Origin of the sequence: Dolomitihabitans soli, assembly GCF_022213955.1 — a bacterium.
GTDB lineage: Bacteria > Actinomycetota > Actinomycetes > Streptosporangiales > Streptosporangiaceae > Streptosporangium_A > Streptosporangium_A soli.
This window is the reverse complement of the sequence record NZ_JAKNTW010000035.1, coordinates 81554-99556: the sequence shown is the minus strand read 5'-3', so window position 1 is coordinate 99556 and position 18003 is coordinate 81554. Positions and strand designations below refer to the sequence as shown.

Sequence of the window (18003 nt, the reverse complement as noted above, 5' to 3'; positions counted from 1 at the left end):
GACGGGTGCGTGCGTGCCGGTCATGCCCGCCGGGAAGCGCGCTCCTGGCGAGACGCGGTCAGCAGGGCGACTCGCTGAACGTCAGGTAGCCCGACCGCACGCCCCAGGTGGTGACGTTGCCGGAGCAGCTTTCGGACTTGCCGCCGACCTGGGTCGTGTGGGAGGCGTCGGAGTAGTAGGCCGTGTAACAGGCGTAGTCGATCTTGCAGGCCCTGGCCTGGGCGGGCACGCTGGGGATGACGGCCAAGGCGGTCAGGGCGAGGGCTGCGGCGACGAGTACGCGACGGATCACGGATGGTCCTTCCTGATCACGAAACGGCGTGCGGGCTCGCACCCGACGAGCGGGCTCCGAACCCGGTGACCGGATCATCCGTCGCCCAGCAGCAAAACGCAACGGAGGCTCATGTTTTCAACGTCGACTGTTCTGGCTGGTCAGGACGTGGATCAGGACGTGGATCAGGACCCGGGTCAGGTCTGGCGTCCCGTCCTGGCGGCGGCCATCGCCTCGCGCAACTGCTCCTCGGCCTGGTCGCTCAGCGAGGTGCTCATGAGCTGCCCGCCGTACGGCGCGACCTCCGCCAGCACCTTGTCGCGGGTGCCGCCGACGACGAGGATGAACAACGCGGCGGACCCCGGGCGCAGGCGTTCGCCGAGCTCCCTCATGAAACCGTCGTCGATGCCCGATTCGCTCAGCGCGCCCGCCGTGGCTCCGGTGGCCGCGCCGACGGCCATGCCGACCAGCGGCATGAAGAAGAGCAGGCCGATCAGCCCGCCCCACAGGGCGCCGCCGGCCGCGCCGATGCCGATGGTGTTGTGCGACTGGTGGAGTTTGATCTTTCCGTCGTCCGTGCGTTCGGCCACCACGATGTCGGCGAGTTCGATGAGGTTCTCCCGCTGGAGATCGATGAGCTTGTCTCGCACCTCGTTGGCGGTGGCGACGTCGTTGTAGGCGACGGCGAACAAGTTGGCCATGAAAATCCCCCGAGTTTCACGTACCTAGACGAACACGCGGTACCTCCCCACGCGTGGCACACTTCAACCAATGCCGGAAACACGCCACGATGGCCACATGCGACACCGGGTAGAGCTCCGTTTCGACCTCGCATCCCGGGATGCCGAGACCCATACCAACCTGTCCGCGATCCGCTCGGAAGGGTCCGGCCTCTGGGTGGCCGGAGACGAGACGGCCACCATCGAGCACCTCGCCTGGCACGAGGGGCGCTACGACGGCCAGCGTGGTTTCGCGCTCGCCGACTTCGTGGACCTGCCGGCGGGCCGGGCCGACGAGGCCGACATCGAGGGCCTCGGCCGTGGCGACGGCTGGCTGTGGGCGATCGGCTCGCACAGCCTCAAACGCCGGCGCGCGAAGCCCGGCGACCCGCGCAAGGCGAGGAAACGCCTGGCCACCGTGCTCCGCGAGGAGAACCGCTTCATCCTCGTACGGCTGCCGCTGCTGGGCGAGGGCACCCCCGAGGTGACGCCGGTGCGCAGGGACGGCGATCGCACCGCGGCGATCCTGGCGGGCGATGACAACCTGGCCGACCTGCTCGAGGACGACCCGCACCTGGCGCCCTTCCTGACCATTCCCGGCAAGGACAACGGCCTGGACATCGAGGGCATCGCGGTCAAGGGCGACCGGCTGTTCGTCGGGCTCCGCGGCCCGGTGCTGCGTGGCTGGGCGGTGCTGCTGGAGATCCGGCCGCTGACCCACCCCTCCGATCCGCACCGTCTCAGGCTGGGCGACATCGACGGCGAGCCGTACCGGACGCATTTCGTGAACCTGCGCGGGCTCGGCGTCCGCGACCTCTGCCCGCAGGGTGACGACCTGCTGCTGCTCGCCGGGCCGAGCATGGATCTCGACGGGCCGGTCCGGGTGCTGCGGTGGCCGGGCGCGCTGATCGCCGACATCCCGGCGGTGGTCGCCGCGGACGAGCTGGAAACGGTGGCCGACCTGGCGTACGGCGAGGGCGACGACCACCCTGAGGGCCTGGCCGTGCTCGACGACGGATCGCTGCTGGTCGTCTACGACAGTCCCGCGCCCGACCGGCTCACACCCGAGGGCGGCGTCTACGCCGACGTACTCAAGATCCGGTGAGCGGGCCCCGCGCGGCGGGCCGGTAGCCGCCCTCCCACAGCCAGGGAGCCTCCGCGACGGCCGTGCACGAACCGGGCTCAAGCTCGGTGAACCCGGCGTCGCGCACCATGGGCAGTCCGCTGCCGGCCAGCTCGTCCCACTGGCCGGTCCTGGCCGTCCGCACGGCGACGGCCAGGCCGTCGGCCAGCCACGCCTGCCTGGCCGCGAGGTCGCTCCCCCACCAGGCCAGCTGGGCGGCATGCCCGGCCTGCGCCATGGCCTTGCCCGCCGACATCTCCAGCCCGGGGTTCAGCCAGAGCACGGGGCCCGAGGCGGGCGGCGGCGGCGTGGCGTCGGCCAGTTCGGTGCCCTTCACCTGCAGCCTGGAAAGATCTTTCGGCCAGTCGTCGAGCGGCACGGGCGGGTGCACCCTGACCTCGGCGGTGCGTACGGCCACGGTGATCCCTTCGAGGGCGAGCACCCGCCGCCACTCCGCGCCGCGGGCCCTGCGCACGACCTTCCTGATCCCGATCGTCTCCCAGGCGCGCACCGCCTCGGCCCACTCGCCGTCGTTCGCACGGGGGTCGGTCAGCAGCGTCAGCACCGCGTGGGCGGCGGCCTCCAGCGCGTCGGTGCGCTCGGGCGGCTCGGCCCGCTCGATCCTGACGACGAGGGGCAGGACCCGCTTGTCAAGCTCGCTCATCCCTCAAGGATGCCCCCTTCACGATGGCGATCGACAACACGGCGGCGATCAGGCAGAGCAGGCCCGCGCCGTACCAGACCGGGGTGTACTCGCCGAGGCGGTCGCGGGTGAGCCCGGCGGCCAGCGCGGCGAAGGCGGCGCCGATCTGGTGGGAGGCGAAGACCCAGCCGAAGACCACGGCTCCGTCGGGTCCGTAGATGCGGCGGCACAGCGCGACCGTGGGCGGCACGGTCGCCACCCAGTCGAGCCCGTAGAAGATGATGAAGATCAGCATGCTCGGCTCGGTGGTCGCCGCGAACAGGCTCGGCAGGACGAGCAGCGAGGCTCCGCGCAGGGCGTAGTAGCCGGCGAGCAGGATTCGCGAGTCGACCCGGTCGCTGAGCCAGCCGGAGGCGACCGTACCGGCGATGTCGAAAATCCCGACGAGGGCGAGCAGCCCGGCGGCGGTCTGTTCCGGCATGCCGTGGTCGTGCGCCGCCGGGATGAAATGGGTGCCGACGAGCCCGTTGGTGCTCGCCCCGCAGATCGCGAAACCCGCCGCGAGCAGCCAGAACGACCTGGTGCGCGCCGCCTTCCCGAGCACCCGCAGTGCCCTGGCCGCCGCGCCGCCCGACGGGATGACCCGGCGGGGGGTCCCGGGCGCGGCGCCCAGCGCCGTGGTGCCGACATCCTCGGGATGGTCGCGAAGCAGGAACCAGACGAGGGGCACCACGACGAGCGCCGCGGCGGTCACCGTCAGGGACGCCGTCCGCCAGCCCTGGTGCCCGGCCAGGTGGGCGAGCAGCGGCAGGAAGACGAGTTGCCCGGCGGCGCCTCCGGCGGTGAGCACCCCGGTCACCAGCCCGCGGTGCCGTACGAACCAGCGGTCGGTGACGGTCGCCACGAAGGCCAGCGCCATCGACCCGGTGCCCAGCCCGACCAGCACCCCCCAGCACAGGACGAGTTGCCAGCTGTCGGTCATGAAGACGGTGAGTCCGCTGCCGGTGGCCACCAGCAGCAGGGCGGCGGAGACGACGCGGCGGATGCCGAGCCGGTCCATCATGGCGGCGGCGAACGGCGCGGTCAGGCCGTACAGCAGGAGGTTGATCGAGACCGCCAGGGAGATGCTTCCCCGTGTCCAGCCGAACTCCTGTTCAAGCGGGGTGATCAGCACTCCGGGTGTGGCCCGGAAACCGGCCGCGCCGACGATGGCCACCAGAGCCACGGCGGCGACGAGCCAGGCCCGGTGCAGGCGAAAGGGGGTACGCGGCGGATCGGCGGTCACGGTCATGCGGGCCATCTTGGACGAATCCGGCGGGGGACCACGAGTGGCCGGGAAGCCAATATGTGCAAGAATCCAGCCATGGCGCATCGTGTCGCGATTCTGGTGCTGGACCAGGTGGCCCCCTTCGACCTGGGGATCGTCACGCACCTGTTCCACATGGACGAAGGGGGCGTCCCGCTCTACGAGACGGTCGTGTGCACGCCTGGTGGCTCCGCCGTACAGGTGTCGGGTGGGTTCAAGGTGGTCGGCGAGCACGGGCTTGAGGCGCTGCGCGACGCGGACACCGTGATCATCCCGGGTATCCACGACGGGCCCGCGCTGACGGAGGGCACGCTCGCCGAGCCGGTGCTCGGGGCGCTGCGCGCGGCGGCGGGGCGGGCGCGGCTGGTGTCGATCTGCACCGGCGCGTTCGTGCTGGCCGCCGCCGGCCTGCTCGACGGGCGGCCCGCCACCACCCACTGGCGCCACGCCGACCGCTTCCGCGCCTTCTTCCCGCGCGTGGAGCTCAACGCCGACGTGCTGTACGTGGACGACGGCGACATCCTGACCTCCGCGGGCGTAGCGGCCGGGATCGACCTGTGCCTGCACATCCTGCGCGCGGACCACGGCAGCGAGATCGCCAACGCGGTCGCGCGCCGGTGCGTGGTCGCCCCCTGGCGGGAGGGCGGACAGGCCCAGTTCGTCGAACGGCCGCTGCCGGAGGTGGGCGACGCGACCACGGGCCCGACCCGCGCCTGGATGCTGGAGCACCTGGACGAGCCGCTCGACCTGGCGGGCCTGGCGGCGCACGCGCGGACGAGCGTGCGCACCTTCACCCGCCGTTTCCGGGAGGAGACCGGGCTGAGTCCCGCCAGGTGGCTCACCCGGCAGCGCGTCGACCACGCCAGGCACCTGCTGGAGGCCACCGGCCTCCCGGTCGACCAGGTCGCCGCGCTGTCCGGTTTCAGCACCGCTGTCTCCCTGCGCCAGCACCTGCACGCGGCCGTCGGCGTCGCCCCCCTCGCCTACCGCCGCACCTTCAGAGCCTCACCCCATCCCGTCCCCAGCGGACGCTGAACGCCGGCGGGCGGATCGAGCGGCGCGTCCCACCGGCTCGGCGGGGTCGGCCTGGCGCTCATTCCCAATGCCTTCGGCCGGCGGAGCATCAACGGGTCTACGGTGTGACCCGTCCGGCAAGGGGGTGGCCGCTGCCTTCGGCCAGCGGAGCAGCTACGGGCGTACGGTGCGACCTGTCCGGCGAGGGGGGCCGCGTTGTGGGAGAGTGAGGCGTCCTCGTGGAGCCGTGGTTTTGGCCTGGCCGGATGTCGCTTTCGCGACATGTCAGGGTTTGGTCACGTGCACAGTGATGACGTGAAGGGTCCCCATCCTCCACTCTCGTGATCGGTAATACCGCATCACTGGAGGCCTCATGGGTTGGCTCGCGCGTCTCTCCGCTGTCGGCGTGGCGTCCTCACTACTGGCTTTACCCGCTCTGCCCGCCGCAGCGGAGGAGCAACCCGAGGGTACGGCGGGCGCCGCCCACGAGGTCACGCTGATCACCGGTGACGTGGTCGAGGTCCAGCAGTTCGCGGGCGGCCGGCAGGCGGCGACCGTACGGCCGGGCAAGGGCCGGGAGGACATCAGGTTCACCACCCAGGAGGTCGACGGCGACCTTACGATCACGCCCGTCGACATGGTCCCCTACATCGCCCGTGGCCTGGTCGACCGGCGGCTCTTCGCCGTCGGCGACCTGATCGAGCAGGGCTACGACGACGCGGCCAGCGCGACCCTCCCGCTCATCCTGGTCTACGGCGGACAGCAGCGCGGAGCCCTGCCCGGCGTCACGTCGGGAACCACACTGAGCAGCGTCAACGCGCAGGCGGTCGCCCCGGACAAGGATGACCTGCCGGCCCTGTGGGGCGCGGCGCAGGTCAGGTCGTCGGGGGCGGACGAGCCCCGGCTGAACCGGGGACTGTCGAAGATCTGGCTCGACGGGAAGATCAAGGCCACGCTGGAGCACAGCGTTCCCCAGGTGGGAGCCCCGCAGGCGTGGCAGGACGGCTTCGACGGCAAGGGCGTCAAGGTCGCCGTCCTCGACACCGGCGCCGACGAGGAGCACCCCGACCTCGCCGGGAAGATCTCCGACCGGCGCGACTTCACCGACAACGGCTCCACCGAGGACGGCCACGGGCACGGCACCCACGTCGCCGCCACCGTCGCGGGCCTCGGCGCGGCGTCCGAGGGCAGGCGCAAGGGCGTGGCCCCGGGCGCGGAGCTGATCGTCGGCAAGGTGCTCGACGACAGGGGGTCGGGCAGCGAGTCGCAGATCCTCTCCGGGATGGAATGGGCCGCGCAGTCCGGCGCCGACGTCGTCAACATGAGCCTGGGCGGCTCGGCGACCGACGGCACCGACCCGCTCAGCGTCGGCGTCGACACCCTGACCGAGCAGACCGGCAGCCTCTTCGTGGTCGCCGCCGGCAACGAGGGCGGCGACTACACCGTCGGCACCCCCGGCGCGGCCACCTCGGCCCTGACCGTCGGGGCCGTCGACGCCACGGACGCCCTCGCCTCCTTCTCCAGCCGGGGACCGAGGCTCGACGAGGCGCCCAAGCCGGACATCACCGCCCCCGGCGTGTCGATCATCGCCGCGCGGGCCGCCGAAACCGCGCTGGGCCAGCCGGTCGACGACCGGCACACCGCGCTCTCCGGCACCTCGATGGCGACCCCGCACGTCGCCGGCGCCGCCGCGATCCTCAAGCAGCGTCACCCCGAGTGGAGGGCCGGGCAGCTCAAGGACGCCCTCGTCTCCACCGCCAAGACGATCCCCGGCCAGTCCGTGCACCAGCAGGGCGGCGGACGCCTCGACGTGACGCGCGTCGTACGGCAGGGCGTGACGGCGACCGGGGTGATCGACCTCGGCCTGCACGAGGACGGCAACCCGGGAACCCCCGCCGGCGAGGCCGTCTTCATCAACGCCACCGAGGCCCCCGTCACCCTGGCGCTCGCCGCGAGCCTGGACAACCTGGACGGCGCCGACCCGGCCGAGGGCGCGGTCAGCCTCGGCTCGCCGTCGATCACCGTGGCGCCCGGCGGCACCGCCGAGGTTCCGGTGACCGTCGATCTGGCCAAGCTCCAGCACGGCAGGCACACCGGCTACGTCACCGCGACCTCCGCCGACGGCACGATCTCCGCGCACACCTCGCTCGCCCTGACCCGGCGTGGCCGCATGCACAAGGTGCACTTCACCGGTCTGAACCGGGAGGGCGAGGCCGACCGGGTCCCGGTCATCTCGATGTACGGCGCGTCGCAGCGCGACGACGTCCGCACCTTCATCAACCGCGAGCACGAGGGCACCACGGTCGAGGTGGCCGAGGGCACCTACATGACCCAGGCCATCATGGGCGAGGACCCGAGCGAGCACCCGGTGGACTCCCTGGTCGTCATCCCCGAACTGAAGGTCACCGGCGACCTGGAGGTGGTCCTCGACGCGCGCAAGGCCCACCCGGTGAAGATCAAGACGGCCGAACCGGTCATCCAGGAGGGCATCTCCACCTACTTCACCCACCGCGCGTACGGCTCCCGCAAGATCTCGCAGGGCGCCATGAACTTCCCGTCCGTCGAGCACCTCGCCGTCACCCCGACGGAACCGGTCAAGAACGGCACCTTCGAGTTCGCCTCCCGCTGGCAGCTCGCCGCCCCCCGGGTGACGGCCAAGCTGGCCGGTTCCCACGAGAACGTGCCGATGCGCCCGTTCATCAGATCGCCGGAGATCGACGGCAGGAAGCGCTGGCCGCTGGTCGACGGCGGCAAGGGCACTCCCGAGGAGCTGGCGAAGCTCGACCTGAAGGGCCGGGCCGTCGTGGTGGCCAGCGGCATGACCGGCGACTGGGACCGGAAGATCGACGACGCGGCGGCGGCCGGCGCGGCGGCGATCGTCGTGGTGGGACGCGAGGGCGGGGCCATGTGGCAGCCCTACAACCCGACCGGCGACCGCGACCCGCTGCCGTCCCTGAACACGACCTTCGACCACGGCCGGAAACTGCTGGAGAAGGTCCGCGCCGGCAACGCCGTACTCGAGGTGACCGGCGCCTTCGCCAGCCCTTACCTCTACGACGTCATGCAGGTCTCGCAGGGGCACATCCCCGCCGAGGTCGTCCATGAGGTCAACTGGCGCAACACCGCCCGGGTGGACTCGGGCTACCACGAGTACGGCGGCTTCGGCTGGGGCAAGGACCAGCGGTACGGCTGGCGTCCCTGGCAGACGTACAGCCTCGGCTTCCAGATGGAGACCCAGCGGATCGTCCGCACCCCGCTCCAGCGCGCCGAGTACGTCAGCGCCGGTGACACCCAGTGGCAGCACGTGGTGCAGCACATGTACACCTGGGAGTCGATGAGCCAGCTCAGGGGCGGGCTCACCGAACAGCCGCAGACGTATCAGCCGGGCAAGGTGGTCCGCGAAGACTGGTTCGGCGCGGTCGTACGGCCCGCCGTCCCGGCCGGGGTCGCGCAGAAGCGGACGGGCGACACGCTGTCCATCCACATCCCCGAGTTCGTCGACTCCTCCGGCCACTACGGGTACGCCAAGGGAAGCGGCGACAAGGACACCGCTTCGGCCAGGTTCTACCGGAACGGGGAGCTGGTGGCGGAACGGCCGAACCTGCGCGGCGACTTCCCCGCCGTCGCCGAGGAGGCCGAGTACCGCCTGGAGCTGTCGACCACCCGGACCTCGGAGGAATGGCGGTACGCCACCGCCACCGAGACCGCGTGGACCTTCAAGTCGAAGGCCGCGGACACTACGGTGCCGCTGCTCAAGGTCGACTACGACATCCCCGCCGACCTGAACGGCCAGGTGCGCCGCGCCCTTCCGGTCCCGCTGAAGTTCACCGCCGGGCCCTCCGTCAAGTCGTTCGCAGCCGAGCACTCCTATGACGACGGGAAGACCTGGAAGCGGCTGCACGTACTGCCGATCGGCAACGGCCGCTACAGCACGCTGGTCTCGCACCCCGCGGTGGACGGCGGCGTCTCGCTGCGGGTCACCGCGACCGACACGGCCGGCAACCAGATCAAGCAGACCGTCACCCGGGCCTACGGCGTCCGCTGACCCACCCACGGCGCCCGGGCCCCACCCCGGGCGCCGTCACCCCCCCACCAGCCCAACCCCCACAACCAGCCCACCTCACCCAACCAGCGCAAAGCGCAACCAGCCCAACCAACGCAACCAGCGCAAAGCGCAACCAGCGCCTATCCGAGCAGCACACCTCTTACGCCGGCTCGCACCGAGCGGGCCCGCACCGAGTCGGCCCGCCGCCGGGCGGCGCCGCACTCACAACCAGCTCGCCCGTGCCGCGTGCCAGGCCAGTTGCATCCTGGTCTGGGCGCCGGCCAGCTCCATCAGGTGGTAGACGCGTCGTTGCACGGTGCGCTGGCTGAGGCCGAGCTGGGTGGCGATCGACTTGTCCGGCACCCCCGCGACCAGCAGTGACAGCAGATACAGCTCGTCGGCGTCCAGCGGGCAGGACGGCGACGTCTGCGCTACCTCGCCGTCCTCCGCGATCCTGATCGGCGTCGCCCGCACCCAGCACTCCTCGAACAGCGCGATCAGCGCGTCGAGCAGGCTGCTCCCCCGCACCACCGCCCCGGTCGGCTCGGTCATCCCGCCCGCGTGCTGCACCAGGGGCAACAGGGCGGTAGTCCGGTCGGCGATCAGCATCCGCACCGGAAGGAGGGTGATCGCCCGCGCCCGCTCCCCCAGTTTGATCCCGTATGCCACATTGGGCAGCATCCCCGGTTCTTCGAGCAGCGCCCGCTCGTAGATCACCCGGTAGTCGACTCCCCGGCCCAGCGCGTCCAGTTCCTCGGTGTTGTCCGCGGACGGCATCGCCACGTGCCCGGCCCGGCAGAAGTACAGGACCTCCTCCCGCGCGCTGTCCTGCAGGTGCCGTACCTGCTCCCGCAACGCCGCCCTGCTGGGCAGCACCTCCACGAGCTGCCCGGCGTCCCGGCGGCGGACGTTCCCCCGATACTCCTCCGTGAGCTGCTCCACCGTACGGCGCGCCCAGTCGAGCGTCTCCTGCTGCCGCACCAGCCTCGGCCCCAGCGCGACGTCCGGCGGCACCGGCACGAACCTGCCATCCGGCGTCTCCCGCACCAGCCCCTGCTCCCGCAAGGACGACAACACGCCCGTGACCGCCTCCGCCGTGGCTCCCAGCTCCCCGGCCAGTTCCTCTACCCCCGCCTCGGCCGCCTTCACCAACAGCCGATACGCCCGCTCCTCCACCTCACCAAGCCCAGCAACCTCCAACATGGGGCCAATAATGACATCCGCCCGATTTCACCCTGATTACGGCACTCCCACAACCCGCCGCCCTAGCGGACAACCCTCTCCGCAGGGCTCGGACCATCGTCACGAGCGACCACCCAGCCCACCCGGAATCCGGCGCGCTTCCCCGAATGGGCTCAGCGGCGTCCGGCCTTGCGGTAGGCGTCGAGGACGTCCTGGCGGAGCAGGTAGCCGAAACCGGCCCGCTCCAGCCGCAGCCCCAGGGCGGGCTCGTCGGTGCCGAGCGCGGTGGCCGTGTCCCGTAGGTTCCAGTCGTGCTCGGCCAGCCTGCTGAGCAGGTGGCCACGCCGGCGCTGCGCCTCCGAGAGCCGGAAGGTCTTCAGGTAGGCCGTCCGCCCGGCCTCATCGGTGATCATCTCACCGATGTGGTTCTCGCGCCGCCGCTCGAACGAGGGCAGGAAACGCCGCAGGGTGAAGCGGCCGAGCCGGTAGATCTCGGTCACGGTCTCCGGTGCGTCCAGCAGGCCCCCCGCCATGACCGAGTCATGGAAACCCGCCCACTCCCGTTCGTGTCCCAGCGCCTCGCGTCGCAGGTCGGCCAGGGAGGAGACCTTGGTCTCGTCGATCACGGCCGGAAAGTCGCCGGCGGGGTAGAACAGGGCGTACTCGTAGATCAGCTCGCCGTACAGGTCGCGGATCAGCGTGGGGTGCAGCGCCCGGTAGTCCTCCGGGTGCGGCACCACGAAGGCGCTGGCCAGGGTGTCGCCGACATAGAGCAGCAGGCCGCACTGACGCGGGTAGATCTCGAAGACGCGGAGCGCGTCGTCGAGCCCGCTGATCTGCGCTCCGCTGTACGCCTCCTCGGCCCGGGGGGAGAGGCCATGGGCGACCGCCCGGTGCGACCACTCCTCCCAGGCGATCGTCGGGCCGCCGAAGTGCAGCGCGAGAAAGCCCTCCAACGCCAGGTGCAGGGGCAGGAAACGCAGCCGGTTCTTGTCCGCCCGCCGCGCCGACCGGCGATGGGTCCTGACGGACATGTGCCGCAGCGGCCGGCCCAACTGCGTGCCGTACGCCGCGGCCGGCGTGCCGTCGTCGGTCCAGGAGGCCACGAAGGCATGCGGGATGTAGGCGGTGTAGGTCGTCTTGTCCGGCAGGGAGACCATGGATGGCTCCTCGCCGTAGATCTTGGCGTCCAGCCGCAGATCTTCGATCGGAGCAGACCGCTCCAGAGGCACCAGCCGTACCGATCCCCAGGTCTGCGCGGGGCGGGTCGTCAGTCCCGCGAGGTCGATCATCGCCGGGCCGCCCTGTCCTCCAGGTAGGCGCGCAGCTCGTCCAGGCCGGTGCGGCCCTCGGCGAAGGCGGCCAGTTCCACCAGCGCGGGCAGATCCTCCGCGTCGCGGATCCCGGCCGTGGGCACCGCTGGAGACAGCCGCCGCACCTCGAACCGCTCGGCGTCGTAGACCGGGTTCAGGTGCACGATGCCGACCTTCCTCGCCGGGTCGAGTCTGCGCCGCCAGACGCGCAGCACCTCCGCCGCCAGACCGGGCGGCGCGTTGTCCCAGCCGTCGGAGACGATGACGAGCCGGTCCGGGCGCTGTTCGAGGGCGTCGATGATCCGATGGCCCAGCGGCGTCGGGCCCGCCGGGCGCACCAGGAGAGGGTCGGCGCGCCGGGAGAGCCACAGGCCGCGGTACGACCCGGCCAGCGCCTCCAGCAGGTAGTGGCAGGCCAGCGCTACGGCCAGCGGGCGGCGGCGCTTCACCGGCGAGCCGTACGACGAGAAGCTGTCGTCCAGGACCGCCGTGACGCTCCCCCACGTGCCCGCGCGCGAGCCCGCCGATCGGGCGGCCGACGCTCGCAGCGCGGCGGCGTGCTCGGCACCGCGTTCCCCGGCGGGCAGCGAGAGCACGTAGGAGGCCAGCCGGACCAGCGGCAGGGCGGCGAGGTCGGCCCTGGTGTCCACGCCGTCCTTCCCTGCCGATTCGGTCATCCTCAATCGCTCCAGCCGGGTGAGCCGAGGCGTGATCCGCTCCAGGAAGGTCGCCCGGCTGATCCCGTGGCGCGCGGCGAAGCCCTCCGCGACCGTGTACGGCAGCTCGTACAGCACCGTCTTCTCGTAGTGGGCGCGGCGCCACGCCTCCAGAATGGGAGTCTCGAAGCGGGTACGGCTGCGCGGCGCGAACAGGAAGTCGCCCAGTTCGCCGGTGAGTTCGACATGCGCGTGCCGTACCGCCGCCTTCAGCCCTGAGCGGTACTTGACCGCGTCGAAGGCGAGGTCCGGGCGGGTGGCCAGCCAGTCGCGGATGATCGCTCTGGTGCGCCGGTTGTTGATCCCGTCGCGCCGCAGCCCCTGGAACAGCCGGTAGACCCGCGGCGGGCTCATCCGGGTGAGCCGCCAGGCGATCAGCCTTCCGTCACCGCCCCGCGGCTCCCTCAGCACGTTGCGGATGATCAGCGCGGCGTTGTGGTCGTTGATGTCCAGCGCCAGGATCGCGGCATAGACGTCGGGATAGTTGCCGTGGATGTAGCGGTGCAGGAAGTCGAGCGAGAGCTGTTGCTCGTGCCCCGCGTCACGGAACTCGCGCTGGCCGGTCGCCGCCATCGCCGCGTTCGCGAAGAGCAGCACGTCCTCGCACTCGATCAAGTCGGTATCGACGCGCATCGGCCCCCCAATGGCTGGCGGACCGGCCGGGGAATGAGGGAACGAACTGCGAAGCATCGCTTGCAAAACGGTTTCCGGAAGTCGCGCCGAAGTCCCGCGACCGGTCTGATCCGCGACCCTACCAGCGCGCACCACGGCCCGAGAAAGGGATATATCCGCATTCGGCGAGCAGGCGACCGAACCGGCCCTGTCCAGCCGGAGCCCCCGTGGCGGGCTCGCCGAAGGCCGAGCGCGGCGGGCGTCGAAGCCGGCGATCAGGGTCGATGCCATCCGGCCGTCGGGGCACGTGTCCTCTGGGTGTCGGCGGGCGGCCACCATGGCGTGCCGGAGGCCGGGTCCCGGGCTCTCACCTGCGGTGACTTGACTTTTCGCTGGCCTCTCGGCTCGCCGTTCGGACTTAGGCTTGATACGGAGGTGACCAAAATGCTCACCTATATCATCCTTGGGCTGCTCGCGATCTGCGTCGCCCTCGCGCTCGGTGGGACCAGGATCATCAACCAGGTCGACCGGGGCATCGTCTTCCGGTTCGGGAGGGCCCTGCCGGAACTCCGCCAGCCGGGGCTCACCCTGCTCGTCCCGGTCGTCGACCGGCTGAAGAAGGTCAACATCCAGATCGTCACGCTGCCGGTGCCCACCCAGGAGGGCATCACCCGTGACAACGTCTCCGTGCGTGTCGACGCCGTCGTCTACTTCCGGGTGCAGGATCCGATGAAGGCCGCCATCTACGTGCAGAACTATCTGTTCGCGGTAGAGCAGGTGGCCCAGACCTCCCTGAGGTCGATCATCGGGAAGAGTGAACTGGATGACCTGCTGTCCAACCGCGAGGAGTTGAACAGGGGACTGGCTCTCATGATCGACAGTCCGGCGCTCGGCTGGGGCATCCACCTCGACCGCGTGGAGATCAAGGATGTCCAGCTTCCGGAGAACATGAAGCGGTCCATGTCCCGCCAGGCGGAGGCCGAGCGCGAACGCCGGGCCCGCGTGATCACCGCGGACGGCGAGTTCAGGGCCGCGCAGAAGCTGTCGGACGCCGCGGCGATCATGCACGAGACGCCCGGCGCCCTGCAGCTTCGCCTCCTGCAGACCGTGGTGGAGGTGGCGGCAGAGAAGAGCTCCACCCTGGTGATGCCCTTCCCCGTCGAGTTGCTGCGCTTCTTCGACCGGGCCGGGCCGAGCGGCGGCGGCGGCAAGGAGGGTGCGGAGAGCGAGTCCGCGGCACGGGAGACCAGCCCGGCCGATCTGCCCTCTCCCATCGGCACGCCGGAGCTGTCCTCGGCCGATGACCTCCGCCGTGCCCTCCGCCCCCGCAGCCCGGTGGACCAAGCCGACGCCTGACCGCGATCGCACCTTCCGGTCAGCTGCCGAGGCGGCCCAGCGAGACGGCGGGGCGGGCGCTGACTGCCCTGTCCCCAGGCTGGCGCACACGCGCCGACGCACAGGCCGGCGACGACCGTCCGCGCCGCTCACCGACCGGCGCGGCGCGCTGCTGGTGCAGCCCGTCGATAAAGACTTGGCCTGCCGTTCATCGGCGAGCGCATGGGAGTGGCCACGATGTGGCACAAGTGACATCAGTGCGCTCACACTGAGTCAGGGGAAGTCGCATGATGTCAACACGGGATCCGCGCGGTGCCGGATACGGGCTCCTGCGCCGCAAGCCCGTGGAGCAGATAGCCACGGAGCACGAAGGCGAGCTCTCTCGCTCTCTCGGGTTGTGGCAATTGACCGCCATCGGCATCGGCGGCATCATCGGTGCCGGGATCTTCGCGCTGGCCGGGGCGGTCGCCAACCAGACGGCGGGACCGGCCGTACTCGTCTCGTTCCTGATCGCCGGAGTGGCCAGCGCCGCCGCGGCCCTCTCCTACGCCGAGTTCGCGGGGATGATCCCCAAGGCCGGTTCCGCCTACACCTACAGCTACGCCGTACTCGGCGAGATCGTCGGCTGGTTGGTCGGCTGGGACCTGCTGCTGGAGTACACGGCCATCGTCGCGGTGGTGGCGATCGGCATCTCGGGCTACTTCGGCTTCCTCGTCGGCGCGTTGGGCCTCGATCTTCCGCCGTGGATGCTGGGCGCGCCCGGCACCGGGCCGGGGCATGTCGTCGATCTCTTCGCGGCGCTGCTGTGCCTGTTCATCGCGTATCTGCTCACCCGCGGCATCAAGGTCGCGGCCCGCTTCGAAACCATCGTCGTCCTGCTGAAGGTCGCCGTGGTACTGCTCGTGATCGTGGTCGGCTTCTTCCACATCAACACCGCCAACTACACTCCGTTCTTCCCCTTCGGGATCAGCGGGGCGATCACCGGTGCCGCCACGGTCTTCTTCGCCGTCTTCGGCTACGACGCGATGAGCACCGCGGCGGAGGAGTCACGCGACTCGCTGCGGCACATGCCCAAGGCGATCATCTACTCGCTGGTCATCTCGATGGTGCTGTACGTGCTGGCCACGCTCGTGCTCACGGGCATGCAGAACTACAAGGACATCGACCCGGAGAGCGGCTTCTCGTCGGCCTTCGCCTCGGTGGGACTGTCCGGCCTGGCGAGCGTCATCGCGGTCGGGGCGATCGTGGGCATCCTCACGGTGATGTTCACCTTCATGCTCGGCGTGACCCGGGTGTGGTTCTCGATGAGCCGGGACGGCCTGCTGCCGGAGTGGTTCGCCAAGCTGCACCCGGAGCGCCGGGTGCCGAGCAGGGTCACCTGGATCGTCGGCGCGGGGTCGGCCGTCATCGCGGGCTTCCTGCCGATCCGCGAGGCGGCCGAGTTGACGAACATCGGCATCCTGCTGGCGTTCATCGTGGTGTGCCTGGCCGTCATCGTCCTGCGCTACCGGCAGCCTGAGCTGCCGCGCACGTTCCGCACTCCCGGCATGCCGGTGGTGCCGGCCGTCGGTGTGATCTTCTCCATCTGGCTGGTCACGTTCCTGGCTCCGCAGACCTGGCTGCGATTCCTGGTCTGGTTCCTGATCGGGCTGATCGTCTACTTCACCTACAGCCGCCGCCACTCCCTGCTGAACCAATGAGCGAACCGCGCCGAGGTCCCCGGCGGCCGTGATGGGCTGGCGTCGCGCGCCATGACACCACTGCCGGTTTGTGGGTGCCATCGGTTCCGCCCGGCGAAACGTTCAGCGTTCGCGGCGTGACGGCCGGGGAGGTGCGGGGTGCCGGACGCCCATTGCTTACCTGGCGTCGAGCAGTCATTCAAGCCGAAGACGACGAGACCCCGCCCGACCACAAAGGTCGGACGGGGTACTCGGCAAACAGCCGTAGGTGGAGCTATGGGGATTCGAACCCCAGACCTCCTCCATGCCATGGAGGCGCGCTACCAACTGCGCCATAGCCCCTCTGGTGTGCCCGCCCCCAGGGACCTCTCCGGGGCGGCACCAAGCCAGTGTATCGGAACTCGGGACCATGGCTGTAACCGTTTGGCTCAGCGCAGCTCGGCGGTCCGTCTGATCAGTGCGGCGAGCTCGGTCACGGCCGGGTCCTCGGTGCCCTCCGCGAGGCGGGAGGCGTGGTCGGCGAGGTCCGCGAGGGCGGTGGGAGCGGAGACGGAGGCGGCGGCGACGCCGTCCTGCCGGGGCCCGCCGCGGAGGTGTTCGGCGAAGTCGGCGGCGACGGCGTCGATCTGGAGGCGGGCGGGCGACTCGCGCCACAGGTCGGCGGACAGGTCCTTGACCTCGACGGCCTCACTGGCCTCCGCGGGGCTCCGGCTGTCGGGGTCCTGCCAGCGTACGGTGGCCATGGCGAGCTGGCCGGTGGCGCCCGCGCGGAGCCGTACCCGGTAGAGGGCGGTCACGGAGTGGCCGGGGCCGATCTCGCCGCCGTCCTGGGAGTCGTCGCGGAAGTCCTCGGCGGCGAGGGCCCGGTTCTCGTACCCGATGAGCCCGTAGGACTCCACGGCGGCGGGGTTGAAGGCGACCTGGGCCTTGGCGTCACGGGCACGCAGGTCGAGGGTGGTGGCGAGCTGGTCGACGAAGACCTTGCGCGCCTCGTCCTGGGAGCTCACGTAGACGGCGGCGCCGTCGCCGTTGTCGGCGAGCTGCTCCATCAGTTCGTCGCCGTACTCGCGGCCGACGCCGACGCAGAGCAGCGTGATCTGCTTGGCGGCGTGCTCGCTGACCTGGTCGAGGATGGCCTGCCAGTTCGTCTCGCCGGTGTTGGCCAGCCCGTCGGAGAGCAGGATGACCCGGTTGGTGGCGATCCGCCGGTAGCTCTTCGCCGCCTCCTGGTACCCGGCCACCAGCCCGGCGGACAGGTTGGTGGACTGCTCGACGGACAGCGAGTCGATCGCCTCGTGCAGGGCGGCGCGCGAGGTGGCCGGGGTCATCGGCGCGACCAGCCTGGCCTCGTCGCTGAAGGACACGATCGATACCTGGTCGCCGGGTGCGAGCTGGTCCACGAGGGTGTGCAGGGCGTCGCGGACGAGGTCGAGCCGGCCCGGTTCGGCCATCGAGCCGGAGACGTCCACCACGAAGGTCAGGTTGGCGGACCTGCGCGCGGTGGCGGCCACCCGCCGGGTCTGCAAGCCGACGCGGAGCAGCGCGGTCCCGTTCTCGGCCGTCCGGGCCCCGTCGACGTGTACGGCGAAGCCGTCGTCCTCGGGCTCCGCGTAGTCCTGCCGGAAGGAGTTGACGAACTCCTCCGGCCGCACCCGGTCCGGCTCCGGCAGCCGCCCCTCGTTGATGGCGCTGCGCGCGTAGCCGTACGACGCGGTGTCGACGTCGAGCGCGAAGGTGGACAGCCGCCCGGGATCCTCGCCGGGCGGGCCGGGCGTTCCGGAATCCTGGGGAACGGGGGCCATGGCCGTCCCCGGATGCGCGGGCTCCGGCTTGCCGCCGGGGGCGTCATTACCGCTGTCCGGGCCTCCGCAGGAAGCCAGGAGCAGCACGATCGACGCGATCACGACGGCGATCAGACGATGACGATGCGGTGGGCGCGGGAGCTGCGGGGCCGTACGTGATCTCATGTGTCGCCTCCAGGGGGATGAGCGTCACCCGCTGAGACGGTCCTTCCGAGTCGGCGGCCGGGCCCTTCACCCAAGCGA

13 protein-coding genes and 1 tRNA gene are annotated in these 18003 nt (G+C 70.9%); 5 read left to right on the top strand and 9 right to left on the bottom strand.

Annotated elements, in window-relative coordinates:
• Positions 1 to 58: 58 nt before the first annotated feature.
• A complete protein-coding gene (locus MBA17_RS41945; RefSeq protein ID WP_238503480.1) occupies positions 59 to 292 on the bottom strand; it encodes a DUF6289 family protein in 234 nt (77 codons plus the stop codon).
• 176 nt (positions 293 to 468) lie between these two features.
• The gene (locus MBA17_RS41940) at positions 469 to 972 is read right to left on the bottom strand and encodes a DUF1269 domain-containing protein (RefSeq protein ID WP_238503479.1); all 504 of its coding nucleotides are present in this window, start codon (positions 970 to 972) and stop codon (positions 469 to 471) included.
• Between the two features lie 97 nt (positions 973 to 1069).
• Here MBA17_RS41940 and MBA17_RS41935 point away from each other — a divergent pair, with 97 nt between their 5' ends.
• The gene (locus MBA17_RS41935) at positions 1070 to 2095 is read left to right on the top strand and encodes a DUF3616 domain-containing protein (protein WP_238503478.1); all 1026 of its coding nucleotides are present in this window, start codon (positions 1070 to 1072) and stop codon (positions 2093 to 2095) included.
• Here MBA17_RS41935 and MBA17_RS41930 read toward each other — a convergent pair.
• Positions 2082 to 2777, bottom strand: coding sequence for an aminoacyl-tRNA hydrolase (locus MBA17_RS41930; RefSeq protein WP_238503477.1), 696 nt, complete (start codon positions 2775 to 2777; stop codon positions 2082 to 2084). The genes MBA17_RS41935 and MBA17_RS41930 overlap by 14 nt on opposite strands.
• Positions 2764 to 4047 carry an MFS transporter gene (locus MBA17_RS41925; protein WP_238503476.1) on the bottom strand — a complete coding sequence of 428 codons (1284 nt, stop codon included), beginning with the start codon at positions 4045 to 4047 and terminating at the stop codon, positions 2764 to 2766. The genes MBA17_RS41930 and MBA17_RS41925 overlap by 14 nt, the downstream gene beginning before the upstream one ends.
• A gap of 72 nt (positions 4048 to 4119) precedes the next feature.
• Between MBA17_RS41925 and MBA17_RS41920 the strand changes: the two genes are divergently transcribed.
• Positions 4120 to 5097 carry a GlxA family transcriptional regulator gene (locus MBA17_RS41920; protein ID WP_238503475.1) on the top strand — a complete coding sequence of 326 codons (978 nt, stop codon included), beginning with the start codon at positions 4120 to 4122 and terminating at the stop codon, positions 5095 to 5097.
• A 352-nt stretch (positions 5098 to 5449) separates the two neighbouring features.
• A complete protein-coding gene (locus MBA17_RS41915) occupies positions 5450 to 9121 on the top strand; it encodes a S8 family peptidase (protein WP_238503474.1) in 3672 nt (1223 codons plus the stop codon).
• 222 nt (positions 9122 to 9343) lie between these two features.
• On the opposite strand, the gene MBA17_RS41910 is transcribed toward MBA17_RS41915, so the two are convergent.
• The 3 genes from MBA17_RS41910 to MBA17_RS41900 form a co-directional block, all read right to left on the bottom strand.
• The gene (locus MBA17_RS41910) at positions 9344 to 10324 is read right to left on the bottom strand and encodes a helix-turn-helix domain-containing protein (protein WP_238503473.1); all 981 of its coding nucleotides are present in this window, start codon (positions 10322 to 10324) and stop codon (positions 9344 to 9346) included.
• Positions 10325 to 10476: 152 nt separating this feature from the next.
• Entirely contained in the window at positions 10477 to 11595 is a 1119-nt protein-coding gene (locus MBA17_RS41905; RefSeq protein ID WP_238503471.1) for an ARPP-2 domain-containing protein, read from the bottom strand.
• On the bottom strand, positions 11592 to 12965 hold the full coding sequence (locus MBA17_RS41900; RefSeq protein WP_238503469.1) for a hypothetical protein: 1374 nt from the start codon (positions 12963 to 12965) through the stop codon (positions 11592 to 11594). The genes MBA17_RS41905 and MBA17_RS41900 overlap by 4 nt, the downstream gene beginning before the upstream one ends.
• Before the next feature lie 423 nt (positions 12966 to 13388).
• On the opposite strand from MBA17_RS41900, the gene MBA17_RS41895 reads away from it, so the two are divergent.
• On the top strand, positions 13389 to 14300 hold the full coding sequence (locus tag MBA17_RS41895) for a slipin family protein (protein WP_238503467.1): 912 nt from the start codon (positions 13389 to 13391) through the stop codon (positions 14298 to 14300).
• Positions 14301 to 14566: 266 nt separating this feature from the next.
• Positions 14567 to 15979 carry an amino acid permease gene (locus MBA17_RS41890; protein ID WP_238503466.1) on the top strand — a complete coding sequence of 471 codons (1413 nt, stop codon included), beginning with the start codon at positions 14567 to 14569 and terminating at the stop codon, positions 15977 to 15979.
• Positions 15980 to 16227: 248 nt separating this feature from the next.
• Here MBA17_RS41890 and MBA17_RS41885 read toward each other — a convergent pair.
• Both MBA17_RS41885 and MBA17_RS41880 read right to left on the bottom strand, forming a co-directional pair.
• Positions 16228 to 16300: transfer RNA gene (locus MBA17_RS41885), tRNA-Ala, on the bottom strand.
• An 86-nt stretch (positions 16301 to 16386) separates the two neighbouring features.
• Positions 16387 to 17925 (bottom strand): vWA domain-containing protein, encoded by a 1539-nt coding sequence (locus tag MBA17_RS41880; protein ID WP_238503465.1) that lies wholly within the window; start codon positions 17923 to 17925, stop codon positions 16387 to 16389.
• Positions 17926 to 18003: the final 78 nt, after the last annotated feature.